10 protein-coding genes are annotated in these 15,727 nt (G+C 49.3%); all 10 read right to left on the bottom strand.

Annotation, left to right across the window (positions count from 1 at the left end; all coding sequences use genetic code 11):
- Nucleotides 1-101: 101 nt before the first annotated feature.
- The 10 genes from K2F33_RS22125 to K2F33_RS22080 all read right to left on the bottom strand — a co-directional run bounded on the left by K2F33_RS22125 (nucleotide 102) and on the right by K2F33_RS22080 (nucleotide 15,712).
- Complete coding sequence (locus K2F33_RS22125) at nucleotides 102-2,330, bottom strand: chondroitinase-B domain-containing protein (RefSeq protein WP_263878611.1); 2,229 nt, start codon at nucleotides 2,328-2,330, stop codon at nucleotides 102-104.
- A gap of 182 nt (nucleotides 2,331-2,512) precedes the next feature.
- On the bottom strand, nucleotides 2,513-3,637 hold the full coding sequence (locus K2F33_RS22120; protein ID WP_263878610.1) for a glycoside hydrolase family 88 protein: 1,125 nt from the start codon (nucleotides 3,635-3,637) through the stop codon (nucleotides 2,513-2,515).
- 29 nt (nucleotides 3,638-3,666) lie between these two features.
- On the bottom strand, nucleotides 3,667-4,557 hold the full coding sequence (locus K2F33_RS22115; RefSeq protein ID WP_263878609.1) for a carbohydrate ABC transporter permease: 891 nt from the start codon (nucleotides 4,555-4,557) through the stop codon (nucleotides 3,667-3,669).
- Nucleotides 4,558-4,570: 13 nt separating this feature from the next.
- Complete coding sequence (locus tag K2F33_RS22110) at nucleotides 4,571-5,542, bottom strand: ABC transporter permease (RefSeq protein ID WP_145132987.1); 972 nt, start codon at nucleotides 5,540-5,542, stop codon at nucleotides 4,571-4,573.
- Nucleotides 5,543-5,620: 78 nt separating this feature from the next.
- A complete protein-coding gene (locus K2F33_RS22105; protein WP_263878608.1) occupies nucleotides 5,621-7,270 on the bottom strand; it encodes a type 2 periplasmic-binding domain-containing protein in 1,650 nt (549 codons plus the stop codon).
- Between the two features lie 153 nt (nucleotides 7,271-7,423).
- Nucleotides 7,424-9,751 carry a helix-turn-helix domain-containing protein gene (locus K2F33_RS22100; protein WP_263878607.1) on the bottom strand — a complete coding sequence of 776 codons (2,328 nt, stop codon included), beginning with the start codon at nucleotides 9,749-9,751 and terminating at the stop codon, nucleotides 7,424-7,426.
- A gap of 22 nt (nucleotides 9,752-9,773) precedes the next feature.
- Nucleotides 9,774-12,029, bottom strand: a complete 2,256-nt coding sequence (locus K2F33_RS22095) for a glycosyl hydrolase family 95 catalytic domain-containing protein (RefSeq protein ID WP_263878606.1) — start codon at nucleotides 12,027-12,029, stop codon at nucleotides 9,774-9,776.
- 375 nt (nucleotides 12,030-12,404) lie between these two features.
- A complete protein-coding gene (locus K2F33_RS22090) occupies nucleotides 12,405-12,854 on the bottom strand; it encodes a DUF1569 domain-containing protein (protein WP_145132980.1) in 450 nt (149 codons plus the stop codon).
- A gap of 265 nt (nucleotides 12,855-13,119) precedes the next feature.
- Nucleotides 13,120-14,790: an ABC transporter substrate-binding protein gene (locus tag K2F33_RS22085; protein ID WP_412973939.1), complete on the bottom strand. Its 1,671-nt coding sequence runs from the start codon at nucleotides 14,788-14,790 to the stop codon at nucleotides 13,120-13,122.
- Between the two features lie 25 nt (nucleotides 14,791-14,815).
- Nucleotides 14,816-15,712: a carbohydrate ABC transporter permease gene (locus tag K2F33_RS22080; protein ID WP_145132978.1), complete on the bottom strand. Its 897-nt coding sequence runs from the start codon at nucleotides 15,710-15,712 to the stop codon at nucleotides 14,816-14,818.
- Nucleotides 15,713-15,727 lie beyond the last annotated feature (15 nt).

The following is a 15,727-nucleotide window of genomic DNA, read 5'->3' as shown; positions in this document are numbered from 1 at the left end:
TACAAAAATAAAGGCCGACTCGTTAACCGAGTTGGCCTTTTCATTTACTAACTGCATTCTGTATTGCTACGGAATTTCATTTACTTGCCGTTGGAAGCGCGTTATTTCATTAATGCCCGGGGTCCAACATCAATGGTCGTGAGCGGCCGATTGGTTATGGATTTGCCGATGCTATATTCATCTGCGCCCACATCCGGCGCGTATCTCATCTGGCCGTCCATGTCGTCCAGAGCCAGCAGCGGGCTGATGGCCGCATCGATGGCCGGACTGTATACCGACAACCGGATTAACCCGTCATTACCGCGGACCAGCCTCAGATCCTCTTTGCGGATTGCCCCGCCAACAACGGAATTGTTCGAAATAGGCGCAATGCCTTCTACCTTGTTCCCTTTGTATTCGGGTCGTTCCTGAGCTGGTGCTTTCATCATAGCTTCCGTCTCAGTAAACATGGTGCCCGCATGGCTGAAGATCAGATTGTTATAGATCTTCGTCCCAACCGGCTGATACGTTCTTCCACCGAGGGTAAACACAGGCGTGTTGTTGCCGACATTCACAATCGTATTATGGTAGATTTGGACGTTATACTGCCGCCAGTGCCCACGCAGCAGCTCTGTTCTTTCCTCTTCCGGAAGGCTGTTTAACACAGCGGTTTGTTCATTCTCTCCGCCCCAGCGGACGGTCGGGTTCGTTCCGCCTTCCGGTCCCCCGTCATGCGTGCCGCCGTCAAGGCGGATAATTTTATCCGTTAGCCCCTCCATGTAATTGTTGAAGATTTGATGGTCGTTGCCATAGATCCGGAAGCCGCTGAGCCCAGCCGTTTTTCCATCGCCGAGAATAAAATTGCCATAGAAGCGGTTGCGGTTCCCGTGACGGGATACGATCCCGCCATACGAATTGCGCACCGTATTGTAGCGGATAATGTTATCGCTGCTTTTTACCGAAATAATTTCGTCTTCGCCGTTTAACCCGTCAAATAGATTATGCTGGATTGTCACATAGCCTGAGGATAATGACAAGCTGGATAACCCGAGGCGAATCGCTTCCAGGCCGTTGCTGACCCGGGGGCCGATATCGTGAAAATGATTGTATTCAATCACATCGTATTGCGAAATGCTCTGCCCGCTGTGGCCCTCGCCGTCATAGATCACCACAGCGCCAAATCCCTTCTTGGGACCGATGTCGTTATAAGCGATCCGGTTATGGCTGCTCGTACCTTCGACCCGGATATAATGTCGGTTGGTTCCATTGTCGGTTAGCAGCTTATCATCTTCATACGGTGTCGACCCGCTATAAACTTCACCGCTCGGATCATAGCTGTTTTCTCCATAGCGGCAGCTCCCCTTGATGTTGACCAGGCACCACACGGAACGCTTATCTGCCTTGAACCGGTACGGCTGACCGGTCTCATCGAGCGCGAAGGTGTTCCCCACAATGGAGATATGGCTGGAGCTCTGCAGCTGCACGCCAGGATGGACACCCGTCAAGGAGCGGTTTTCTAATCCGCGTTCGACCAGGGTTTGATCTCCCGTCTCATCTCCGATGCCATTCCGGAATTGGAGTCCCGTTACCTCAATGTAGCTGGAATTCTCAATGTGCATGTAGCTGTTCCCTGTAATCACCGCTTTGCCGGATTTCGCTGCCGTTACCCGGATCGGATACGCTGCGGTACCATGCTTTTCTTTAATGACGAACGGGCCATTTTGTTCATAGCTGCCATGCTGAAGCTCAATCCATGTTCCGCTGACGGCTTCATCAAGGGCCGACTGCAGCTCCTTGGCCGTCCGGACCTTAATATGATTGAATTCAGGAGGTTTGACCTCCCCTTCCTTAACACTTCCCGCGTCAGATGGAGGAGGGGCCGGTTCCCCTGTCTCTGGCGGGTTTCCTGCATACAGCTCCACTTCCATAATGCTGTTCCAATTTCCCGAGCTTCCGCTGGCACTGTTTCCATATCCCGTAAGACGGAGGTATCTCGCCTTCACCGGCTGATCAAACACATAGGTCTGCAGGATGCTCTCCTCCGGCTGGAGCTGACGGCTGGACTGCCTGCCAAGAACGACGGTCCCCGTCTCGAAATCAGGCGTATCCGATGCAGTGATTTCAAAGCTGGAAAGCCGTTCCCGTGCGTTTAAAAAAGCGATGTTCGCATAAGTTACCTTTTGCGGCTGTCCCAGGTCAAACTGAAGCCATTCCCCTTGCCCGGATGCAGACCAGCGGCTTTGCTGGCTGTCTGCGTCTTCTCCCCAGATCCCATCCACGACCTTTTCAGGTACATAATTCGTGTTCGGCTGGTATGAGCTGGCCGTCACACCGCTCACTGCTAGTTTCATATGGCTGCCTCCCGTTTCATTCGCTGCTCCATTCACCTGTGAAGGTTGTAACGTTAATGACCCTAATAACAACGTCAGTAAAAGTCCTATCCCTACTCTGCCCGTAAGCCTCTGCCTGATCGTTTTTTTCAGTAACGTACTCAATACGCTCCACCTCTTTCTTTAATTAACGGTGTAAAGCACTAAAATACACGGTGAGACCAGCCCCGTAGTTTCGCGAGCGCCTCCACATAATAATAATCCCCGTAGATCAAGGATACATTGACATTGACGCCTTCCGGCTTATGCCCTGTCGCGCTATGCAGAATCCCTTCGTGCTCATCGTCGCCGAAAGTGGAATAGCGTTCAGATAAAGAAGCGATAATACGTGTGGCTGCATGATGATATACAGCCCCCACTTCGGGAGATGTTAATTCCGCAAGCTCCAGCAGACCTGAAGCGGCAATGGCCGCAGCAGAGGTATCCCGAGGCTCGGTCTCCTGGTTCGGAACACGGAAATCCCAAGGCGGAACCATATCCTCCGGCAATGAAGCGATAAAGTGGTGTGCCACCCGCTGCGATGCCTGCAGATATTCGTGTTCCCTCGTGTACCGGTATAGGTTTGCCATGCCGTATAATGCCCAAGCATTCCCTCTGGACCAGCAGGAATCCGGAGCATAGCCCTGCCCGCCTTTATATTCCAGCAGCTCGCCGCTCGCGGGATCAAACACGGCCACATGGCAGGTAGAACCGTCTGGCCGGACCATATACCGTAAGGCCATGTCGGCATGCGCTTTGGCTATATGGCTGAATCTCGGATCCCCGCTCTCGTCTGCCGCCCACAACAGAATGGACAAATTCATGAGACAATCGATGATTGCCCATCCCGGGAGATCGCGGTTCCAAGCCCGCAGGTACTGGCCAGCCAGGTTGAACCGGCCTGCCAGAAAATTGGCAGCTGCCAATCCCCTCCTTCTGCCATCGGCGTCGCCGATTAGCTTATATTTCAGAATCGAGGTCGGCAAATATTGAAATCCGACATCATGATGAAAACGGTTCTCCTCCAGCGTCAGCCGCTCCATTCGGATGTCCCAGTCCCAAGCTGCATCCAGGTACCTTTGATCTCCTGTCATATCGTAATAAATCCACAGCATTCCCGGCCAAAACCCCGATATCCAGTTATCCAATGTCAACCCGTCGTATTCTCCGGATTTTGCCGCATGCGGCGCAAGCAGAGGTTCCTTTTGCATCAAACGCTCCACTTTTTGCTGAGCCTGCCTCCACCATGTCTCCACATGCTTGTCATTTACGCTTCCGAGCTTATTCATCGTAAACCTCCCTTGGCTACTCAACTTTTTTATCCCTTAATCGCCCCAATCAAGGCCCCTTTGACAAAATACTTCTGCAGAAATGGATAGACCAGCAGAATCGGAACGGTAGCCACGATAATCGTCGCGTGCTTGAGCGTTTCACCGATAATGGCAACCTCTCCACCGCTGGCTCCGGTGGCCATGGAGCTGGCATCATTGAGCAGCAGCAGCTCGCGGAGAACCAACTGAAGCGGATATAGGGATCGGTCCTGCAGATAGATCATTGCGTTAAACCATGAATTCCAGTGGCTGACCCCATAGTAAAGCAGCATCACGGCCACCACCGGCATACAGAGCGGGATCATGATCCGGAAGAGAATGACGAACTCATTCGCCCCATCGATCTTTGCCGATTCCTCCAGGCTGTCAGGCACAGCCTCGAACGCCGTCCTCATAATAATCAGATTAAAGGCCGAAATCGCCTGGGGGATCATCAGAGACCACAGCGAGTTCGTCAGGCCAAGCCCTTTTACCGTGAAATATAGCGGAATCAGGCCTCCATTAAAAAACATCGTAAATACGATAAACAGCATGAGCGGCTTACGATAACGTAGTCCCTTGCGCGATAACGCATACGCCCCAAAGGCTGTTAAGATGATATTGAGGACAAGTCCGCCGGCAAGAATAATGAAGGTATTGACATAGCCCTTAACAATCATTGGATTTTCAAACACCAGCTCGTAAGCATGGAAACTGAATTTTAACGGTCTCCATAATATCCCGGAATGCTGCATGTACAGCGTCGGATCGCTTAGAGAAGCGAATAAAACATAGACCAGGGGGTAAACCGTAAAGATGGTGATAACTGTTAATAAAGTATAGTTAAAGGCATCGAATGCTCTCTCACCTAGGGATGGTCGGCCGATTCTTCGTTTCATGAGCAAGTTCCTCCTACCATAAGCCCGTATTGTTCATCTTCCGGCTCAACCAGTTGGAGCAGATGACCAGCATAAAGTTGATGGCGGAATTGAACAGTCCTACGGCCGAACTGAAGCTGTAATCGAACTCCTGCAGTCCTACACGATACACATATGAACTAATCACATCCGCGGTTTCATAGGTGGACGGATTGTATAGGAGAATGATCTTCTCCCCTCCCACATTCATGACTCTTCCCATTTCCAGAATGAACAGGATGATGATGGTGGGCATAATTCCCGGCAATGTCACATGGAGCATTTGCTTCCAGCGGCTTGCGCCGTCCATTTTTGCCGCTTCATACTGCTCCTGGTCGATACCGGCTAACGCCGCCAAATAGATAATGGTCCCCCATCCGATATTTTGCCAAATTCCTGATGAGACAAAGATCGTACGGAAATATTGGGATTCAAGCAGTAAAGAAACCCGCTCCCAGCCCAACAACGCCAGCAGGTCGTTAATGATCCCATCACTCATCGTAAACTCTTTGATCATGCCGCATACGACAACAAGCGATATAAAATGAGGCATATAGGTAAAGGTTTGGACGGTCCGTTTAAATACCGTCTTTCTCACTTCATTCAGCAGAAGGGCGAGAATCAGGGGAGCGGGAAATCCAAAAAGCAGCTCATAGAAGCTGATTAACAGCGTATTTTTAATGACACGCCAGAAATAAATGCCTTCAAAAAAGGACTCGAAGTGTTCCCAGCCTACCCATGGACTTCCCATGATTCCTAATCGCGGGGAAAAATCTTTGAAAGCTATCAGGGCGCCGTACATCGGATAATAGTGAAAAATAGTGAAATAGAGCAGCACCGGTGTCAGCATGATATAGAGCCAAGGATTTCTTCGGATATCCTTCAGAATTCCCCAGCGGATCAGGCTCCTGCTTCCGGAAGTGGTCAATAGAGCCGCATGCTGCTCTTGAGGCGGATGTTTCGCCATGCCGTTGTCACTCCTCATGATCAATCTAAAGCCCAGAAGAATCGGGCGGTTATCGCCCTCCTCCGGGCTGATCAACACTTACCGCTCGTTATACCGATCCAGCGCGTTCTGATAGATTTCGACCGCCCGATCAATCCCGAGCTTCTTAATCTGTGCGACGTAAGCATCATAATTCTCCATCGGTTCCTTCCCAACGATGAACTTCACGAACATCTCTTCCTTATAGTTGCCTACGTCCGTCAAGATTTTGCCGAGCTCCTTGCTCTCCTCGTCCGTTGGGGTGAGGAAAGCGGGCAGTGTGTGCTTTTCCGCGTCTGTCTGAGACCATATTTTAACGGCCTCATCCTGTTCAGGGAACGTATTCCAATTGCGGCGCTCATCCGCTTCATACGGACCATTCGGTTTGGAGTATTGGGATACCATTTGCTGCAGGCTGTATTTCTCGTTATTTTTGATCAAATCGGTATACACCGGAGTTCCGTTGTCCATCGAATAGCTCTCGCCTTCAATGCCGAAATTGAACAGCATGGCACCTTCATCGCTGTATGCATAGTCCAGCCACCTTGCGACCAATTCCGGATTTTTGGCGGCGGTTGTAATCGCTTTGCTTGGACCGGGGTTGTATTTGAAATCACGCTGACCCGTAAACGGAACCTCACCTTTCTGAATCGTTGGATAAGGGGCACCCACCAATTTAAACTTCGGGTCCTGTTTCTTCATAGCATCCATCCACTTTCCAAGGCCGCCGCTCAGCAGCGATACCGTTGCTCCGGTCTGGCCGGTCAAAATCTTGTTATCCAGAGCTTTGCCGTCCGTAAGTGCAAAATCCTTATCGAACAAGCCTTCGGCAAACCATTTGCGGAACAACGCCAGAAAATCCTTGTACTGTGGATCGACCGGACCATACTTCACCTTGCCCTCGTCATCAATATAAAAAGAGTTGGACGTATGATAGGCACCGATAAAAGCATCCCGGATTTCAAAATTTCCTCCCGTGTACGTGACGCTAAGCGGAGCTTTCGCCCCTTTCTGATCTTTGAAAGCTTTTAACGTGGTTTCCCATTCCGCAATCGTGGTAGGTACAGGCAAATTCAAGTCGTCGAGCCAGTCTTTTCGAATGATCGGTCCCCGGAATACCAGCCCGGACGGGTTGCGGATCATCGGAAATACGTAATATTTGCCGCTATCCGTTTTCACCATCTTGTCGAGTTCCTTGTCTGCTTCCAGCTTTTTCTTGAGGTTTGGCGCATACTTATCAATGAGATCATTGAGTTCCAGAATGACCCCATCTTTGATCGCCTTCTCCGGTCCCCCCGGATACGAGCCTGCGCTTCGCCCGGTCCAGTCATATTCGACCGTATCCGGCAGCTCATCAGAAGCGATCATCAGATTAAATTGTTCCTTCGTCTGCTGATCATTCGGATGGACATACTTCACGTTCACCCCTGTTTTCTCCACAAGCGCCTTTCCAAACGGTGTTTCGGCTAGATTGGAATAGAAGGTGACGGCATTATTGTTCAAAGCTTCCCATGATGTGAACCCTTCGCTCGTCTTCAGCGGATAGGTCGAACCGATATCTGAGGATGCGCCCGCTTGATCTTTCGGTTCACCTTCCTCAGTGCTTCCTGTTGAGCATCCCGCCAGGATCAAACTCATGAGCAGGACAGAAGAGACACCCGCTTTAAAACGCCTTATTAAGATTTTGCCTATCCGCAAACGTCGATCCATTGCCATTCCCCCGATTCAGGATAGTATGATGAATACCCTTTCAAAACAAAGTATCCGAAGCCATTGTTCAACAAATCCGCGAAAGTGAACATAGACAAAACATAAAATGATAGGCAATTCTTGAAAAAACCGTGATCTTGTCTGTCCTCTGCGTTATTGCGCCGCCTTTTGGAATGCTCCGGGAGTCATGCCTTCAAACTTTTTAAAGGTTCGTACAAACGTGCTGACATCCGCATAACCGACACGGCCAGCGACTTCATTGACGGTCAGCTTGTTATGCTTCAGGAGGTTTTTGGCTTCGGCCAGACGCGAACGGTTAATCGTGTCCAGCAGCGCTTCTCCCGTATGATCTTTATAAAGACGCGAGATATAGGACGGGGTCATCCGGAATACATCTCCGATCATGGAAATATTCAAATTCGGATCGTGCAGATGGTTCTCTATGTAGCGCTGTACATCTTCAATTAAATAGCGGTGGTGATCCCGCTTCTCGGCTTGAATCCAGCTGCAGACCTGACTCAGCTTGACCTTCAATTGTTCCTTCATTTGCGGGACATGCTCACATGAAAGGAGCGGTTCTACATCCAAGAGATGCGCCTCCAGCGATCGTTTGCCGGTAATGCTGACTTCATCAACCGTATTAAGCATCGTGCTGGCCATGTTATACATTAAGCATTTGGCAAGTGGAACGGATACCGGGTGTCCCGTGAAGTTTTTCTGGAAAATATCTTCGATCAGCGCCTCAGCCTTCGCGTAATTTCCGCTCTTCACTACATAGATGAGCTGCTGTTCGACGCTGAGTGGGAAATAATAATGATGCGGCGGCGCCTGATTCAATTGCGTATCCCGATACCGGATGAACTGTCCGCTTCCAAGTACAATCCGATACTCCAGGGCATCCAGTGCCTCATGATAGGACTGTGCGATTCCATAGATGTCTGAATAGACCTCGCCAACCGCGATCGTCAGCTCAACCTGCATCTGTTCCTGCATAAATTCACGAACCTGATCGGATATGCGATGCAGAGTAAGCCGCTCCCGCTCTTCAGAATCGCTTTTATGAAAATTCACAATACATGCAAGAACATCATTCATTTCCGTCGTGTATATAGCGGCATCATCCGCTGCTGCATCCACCAGGACATTTGTCAGAATAAAATGCAGCATCTGCTCCTTTTGATCCGACAGGCCGTTCTGGCCGTACTGTTCGAATTTCCCGAAACCGTCCACGGACATGAGAATGACCACAAAGCGGTCGGATGAGAACTCAATATGATGGGCAGCAAGGGATTCGTGTAGAAGAGCCTCCTTTTCTATGGATCCCTTAAGAAGCCTGCGGATGAGATGGGCCCGAATCGTGTTACGGTGCTGGTCTAAACGCGCACGCATATCTTCCTTCTCCGTAAAATAATGCTGAATGGCCCCTTGTAGGAAGGAATATTCACTTGAACCTCCGTCAAAACGCAATCCGAATTTATGCGAAAGACTTTGGAGCATCACTTGGATCGGCATATAATTTTTCCGCAGAAAAAGGACGCAAATTACGCCTCCGACCAGGAAGCACATTCCGATGCTGATCCATATGAGCTTGCGCATATACTGCATTTTCTCGTTAAAGAGGGATGCCGGTAATACGGAAACGTATTTCCAGCCCGTTATCCTTGAAGTGATATAGGAAACGGCTGCTTGCTGCTCCTGCACATCTTTATACACGATGCCCTGCTGATCCCGAAGCTCCCCGTAGGTGAGATGCTGCGGCAGGAGGCCTGGATCTGTCCGAGCGGCGATATACCGGCTCTCCGTATCCAGAATGAACATCCTTGCATCCGGATGCCGCGGGGCGCTTTCGATTAATTTCGAATCCTTCATGACAAACAGCACGATTGCCGGCGGCTGCCCCGGTGTGTTAAAAACAAGGGATCTTGCAAACACAACAACCGGCGTTGAAGTCCCTCCATCCCAAAACGTCATCGGCGTATAGCCGTTTACATATTTTCGCTCAAATAAGCTATTCCATTGTTCAAAAGAGGTATCGTCCTGCTGGCGCAGCTTTTGAAACAAACCCTGGCGGTTCATATGATCGTAGGTGGAGATCACCGTATCACTGTTTGTATACATGACATAGATTTGCTCAATGTAATCATTCGCATTTTTATACGTGCGCAGGCTTTCGGAAATTTGGAACAAATCATAATAATGAGCATCGCTGAGCGGGGGATCGACACTCGAGAAGCTGGAGATATTCCGGTTTAAAGCAATCTCCAGGCTCAGCTGCTCCAGCCCCTTCAGCTTGCTGTCAATCGACATCTCCATCTGTTCCAATAACAACGCATTCGAACGGTTTGTTTCCGTCTTGACCTGTTGATAGGTAATGAAATACAGAACAATACTGATGAGAATGGGCACCATTAACACGGTAATATAGGAAATGAGCCAGGTCACTATCACGCTTCGGTTGTACTTGCGCAGTTGCTTAAACATGATCATTCATGCCTCCCTGGGCTTATTTCGGGAATCCATACAATCGCCATGGCTTCCTGCTTCCAAAAAAGTGCTGCATGCCCGGCTCAGCCGGCACAGGTGCAATTACCCGTGGCTCCTCACCGTCTGAAATATACAGCACGGCCTCATCGCCAGATTTCAGCACAATTTCGATCGATCTATCCTCATGTAATATATATTGGGCCCTCTTACCTTGAACTTCGATCACAAACCCTTGCTCCGAATATGCAAGATCTGTTAGCAATCTGCATGGCTCCCCGGCAAGACTCTGGATGCGGATAAAAACCGTTTGTCCCGCCTTCGAGGCAGCGCTTACAAGGAATCCTCCTTCAGCACGCAAATTGTGAAAAACAGCCTCCTGCCACGTCTCCGGAACCGCAGGAAATACCCGAATGATGTTCCCCCAACTTTGCAGCAGCATGTCATGAATCGCTTCCGCCCCGGCTAAAGGCGTCTCGATGACCGGACCCGCCTCTTTATACATCGTATTTGGTTTAATCAAATGCATTAAGCTTCGCAAATAGGCTAGTGCTTCATCGCCCAGACCCATGGCTGCTGCAATAGAAGCGGCTCCGGTGAAGCTGAACCCGCGCAGATCACCTTCCTTGGCTATCCAATGTCTGAGGGAACGAATGGCGAGCTGCCGTTCCTCCTCAGAATTTCCGGTAATATGCAGCGGGAATACAGCCAGCAAATGACTGAAATGACGATGGCCGAATTCCAGGCTGAGATCCCTTCCGATTTTGTATCCTGTTTGGTCTACCGGCAGCGGCGTTAGCCTGGCAAGAATATCGGCCCAGCGCGCCTGCAGCGGATCTTCGATCCCCATTCTTTTGGCAGCATACAACAGTGTTTCGCAGCCCCAGCGCAGCAGGGAGAGGTCGTAATGAGCATCGGGGGTCTTGAGTTGTTTAAACGAGCCGTATTCAGGCGATACCGTGGGTGGCAGATGGAGTCTGCCGTCCGTACCTTCCTCCAGAAGATGCATATAGAGGCAGATGCTTCGCCGCAACAGCGGATAAACAAAATCACGGAGCAGCGTCTCGTCCATCGAATAGCGGTACTGCCTCCAGCAATTATGCATGATCCACGTTAAATTTCCGACCTCATCTTCAACCGGGCTGTTCAGATCATAGCTGCTGCTTCGCCCCAGGCCAGCCGAATCGCTGCGGAAAGATTCGTCAACGTTACGAATCAATTGCTCCTGATGCTGCCGCAGCGAAGAAATAAGGGATTGTCCGAGCTCAAGACGGTTCGCGGTATATACCGGTGAATAGCTCATCTGAACGTTCATATTAAACCATAATCCAGGCCATGGCGTTGAGGTCATCCACGGGCCCTGGTTATCTATTGGAAGGAGATCTTTTCTTGTTGCAGAGGCCAGTTTGTACATTTGGATCCAATAAAAGCTCTCGAGCTGCGTGTCCGGAATCGAGATAAAGCTTGCCGGATAATAGTCATGCCACCAACGGCGATGTTCGGCTATCCACGAAGTCAAATCTTCCTGGGGCACATTCTCAAGTTCATGGCGTGCAATTTCCCTGTCTTCATTTGATATTCCGTTGACCACCGTCAACAGGCATAAACGGTGATACCTCACATCATTTTCGCATTCTCCGCTACCTTCCTTCACTCTTCCGTAATTGTGCACCTTCCAAGCCGTTGTGCAGCCTTCGCCCTTGCCATAGGATTGAACACCGATGCCAGTCCCTTCCTCTTCCGTCCGTTCGACAGTGATCTCCGGTATGTATTGGTTCAGGTTGATTCCATCGGCATTCTTCAGAATGGGATCGACCTCAGGATAGGAATACCATCTCATTTCCGCCCTCTGCTCACCTTCATCGCTATCAAGTTCAATGGCCAGAACCGGATATAGGGCATGGATCAATGCCCTTAATCTGACTTCTCCCTTCGTCGTAGGGATCACCGCGCGCATTTCAGCATTCCAGAGATCAAGCCGAATCTCACAAGGCTGATAGATCCACCCCTCCATTTCCAACGCGATCTCACCAATAGGGACCCGCACAGGAAACGCCTTAGCCTCCCCTTCATGCGAAGCCGTCACGTCGGTCCGTCCCAGCACGAACCTCAGCACATGTCGTTGATCCCGATGCTCCTCACTATATATCATGGCTCCAAGAAGACCGTTGCCTATAAAAACTCCTTCATCCCAGCTTATAGGTTTGGTTTGCCATAACATATCGTGACGGGACAAGAATGCGGGCCAATCGATGTGGGTTTGAATGCACATGCTCATTTGCTTTTCCTCCTCTATTTTCGGGTAGTTGTAATAACCTAAAGACCTGCCTTACAGTATGTATCCGCTTACATATTCAGTCAACCCAAAAGACTCGACCTTCATCCAAGGCGGTTTTACTTATCCAATACATTATACATCTTCTGGTTTACTGGCAGTTTTGGTTTTTGTATCAGGATCCTAAAAGTCTCTTACGTGCAGGAACGGGTACACATCGTGACACGGCACTGTGAAGAAGATGGCGTCGCTTACGCTCTGGCCCAACTCGGAATATGCCGCATGGATCCTATCATCTAAACACGTTAAAACCCTCACCTACCATAACCTGATAAGTGAGGGTTTTATCTTGCCAGACCTTGATACTTCTGTTAATGACTAAACACCAAATTGATTTAAGTGATGGTCCAAGTGCTTGTATAATCCTTTTCCCCATTGCTCAGGAGTCAGTTTTCCAAAAAAGGGATGTGGGTGAGACGTACATTTTTCCGGGCCATTGCTTTGGAATGTTACAATTTTTTGTTTTAATTTTACTTTTTCTGTTTCAAATTCTTTTTCTTCTACAATCATAATTGTAGGAATCGTGGACATGTTGCGGGCTGGTGGCTTGTCATTATAAAACATTGGTTTCACAAACGTTCCAATGAATATGCCTAACCAACCTCTTGGGGGAAAGGTATTGCCCATTGCAATGTCATGGAACGATGAGCAATGAGCTAGCATTTGGGCAACATCCATCTTACCCCATTGAGCGCGTGAATTTGGACTCAATTTGTCTATTCGGCTCAAGATCTCCATAGTGTCCGTTTGATTAAAAATGTTTTTCATCACAGACTCCTTCAATTTATTGACTGACAAATGAATAGCTGGACAGTTACAAAGCTTATTATACCTTTATTCGCATACTCGATTTCTTCGGGATTGCTATTCCATTGCAGCAACCTTTGCCTGCAAACGTCTACTGCCTGATAACGTAACGAGGGCAGCCGATGATTTGGGCCGGCTGCCGTCGTGTCATGAATGAGCTATTGTTCACCGACCTTCATATACCCTTGGTACTTCCCCTTATCGATGGTCATGCTCTTCGTCTGTTTTATTTACTGCGGCTATCATATGCCGTCTGATAAATTTCGAGATACCGCTTCAGATTCATAGCATCCAATTGGCTGACATAGCTATCCCAGTCCTGATCCAAACTTGCATCGCCAATCACGAAGCGGGCGATCATTTCATCGACATAATCGTTGATCGTCTTGGCCAAATCTGCAGCCTCGGTTGCCTGCTCATTGGTCAAGAAGAGCGGAGGAAGTGTACTCACATCCGTCGGCTTATAGGGTTCATATTTATTTTTCGTTTCCTGATATAAAATAACCTCCAGATCGTCGTCCCCTTTTGCAACCGCAGACAATCGGAAGTCATTGGTACGGAGCGCCGGGCCCGTCTGTGCCCAGTTCACATTTTGCACGGTGCCGAACGATTTAAGCTCAGACCATACCGCCGGCTTGCCGTTAATGCCAATCTCCCCTTTCTCCGCATCACGCCACTCCTGCCCAGGACGGCCGTAAACGCTGCGCAGTGTCTGCTCTTTTTCGTATAACCCATCCGCCCAGCGCATCGCCAGCTCGGGATTCTTCGCTTTTTTCGTAATCACAAACGCGCCTGGAGTCAATGCCGTAGTATCCACGGCTGCAAACCGCTTGCCTTCCGGCCCTTTTAAAGGAGGGACAGCTTTATATTCAAGCCATCGGCCGCTGTCGCCAAGCAGTTGGGTAAACACCCCTTGGTGCCCGCCCGTGGATGCTCCCATGATGACGGCATCCTGATTTTCGCCCAGCTGAATCAGCTGGTTTTCGTCCTGGGTAAAAGATTCTTGAGCAATCAGGCCCTCTTGGTACAGCTTTTGAATATACCGAAGGCCTTCACGCCACTCCGGCTTGTTATAGCCGACGTCGACCTTGCCCTCCTTGACGAACATATGCTTATAGCCTGATCCATAGATCGGGTTATAGATAAACGAGTTCATGAGGAAAGCGTCGATCGAGGATCTCCACGACTTTTGAGTGATAGCCAGCGGAATTTCATCTTTTTTGCCGTTCCCGTTCGGATCCTGTTCTTTGAACGCCTTCAGTACCTTGTACAGGTCCTCCGTCGTTTCAGGCATCTTCAGATTCAATTTTTTGAGCCAAGGCTCGTAGATCCACATCTTTTGGCTCATGGAACAATGATAGCAGTCATTGACTTCCGGCAGTGCATAAATGTTTCCGTCTATAGCTGTGATCATGGATTTAATTTCCGGATTATCTTGAAACATTTTTTTCGTTTGCTGCCCCTGCTTCTCAATCAGATCATTCAATGGAAGAAAAGCGCCCTGCGAGCCATAAATCATTTGCTGTGACGGAGAAATGTTCAGGCCCATAATCACGTCGGGATAATCTTCACTCGCCAGTACAAGGTTCAGTTTTTCCTGCATGCTTTGCTCCGGGACGACTTCCCATTCTATATGCACATTCGTTTTTTCCTCATACCATTTCGTGAATTCGTTCGTTTCGAAATTTTCGACCAGCGGGTTGCCGCGCACCATGACCTTAAGTGTTGTCTTCTCTTGGACCAGCGGGTAGGTGCCTGGCGATGTCAGTTGAATGTCCGTTCCGGATGCATTGCGATCCGGTTCAGCTGGCTTGGATCCAGATTCCGTAGAGCATCCTGCCAGCAGCAAGCTCAGAACTGCAGCCAAACCAATGGTTTTTTTCACGAAGTTCCTCATAACAGCCCTCCATCATATTGGGGTATTAGCCTTTCAACGATCCGATCATGACCCCTTTGACAAAAAATTTCTGGACAAACGGGTATACGACAAGCAGCGGAAAGGATGTGACCACAATGAGCGAATATTTTAGCAGCTCCCGCAATCCCTGCCGTGCAGCAGCGGTTTTGGCATCTCCGAGCATGTCAATATTGACCTCGTTTTGAACCAGGATGTCGCGGAGAACCAATTGAAGCGGATACAATTCCGCCCGTTTCAAATAAATCATCGCGTTAAAATATTGATTCCAGTGGCCTACTGCATAAAACAAGGCAATAACCGCTAGTATGGGTCCGGACAAAGGGAGAACGATGCGGAGCAGGAATCGTAAATCGCTGCACCCGTCAAGTTGAGATGCTTCGAGGAGTTCATCCGGAATCGTCGTCTGAAAGTAAGTCCGCATAATGATCACATTCCAAACGGAAAGAGCAGCTGGAAGCAGCATCGCCCATACGGTGTCGATCATGCCTAGATCTTTGACAAGCAAATATGAAGGAATGAGTCCCCCGCTAAACATCATCGTGAATACGAAGATCAGCATAAAACCATTTCTTCCTCGAAAATCCTTGCGGGACAGCGGATAGGCTGCCATCACACTGAATACCAAATTGATCCCGGTCCCGGCAACGGTATAAAACATCGTGTTCAAAAAGCCTTTAACGACCATGGCATTTTTGAAGACAGCCCGATAGCCTTCTAGAGTAGGCTCAACCGGCCATAGCCACACCCTGCCGGATAAAACAGCCGTGCTGGAACTAAATGACGCACTGACGACAAATATGAGCGGGTACAGGACAACGATCAAAATAATGGACAACACGGCATAATTCAGTAGGGTGAACCATCGGTCGGCCCTGGCTTCCTTCATTATGGATGGTTTCATAACTTGCATCCCCTT

The organism is Paenibacillus sp. PSB04 (assembly GCF_025809195.1).
GTDB classification, from domain to species: Bacteria; Bacillota; Bacilli; order Paenibacillales; family Paenibacillaceae; genus Paenibacillus_AQ; species Paenibacillus_AQ favisporus.
The sequence above is the reverse complement of the archived record's forward strand: the minus strand, read 5'-3'. Positions and strand labels throughout refer to the sequence as shown.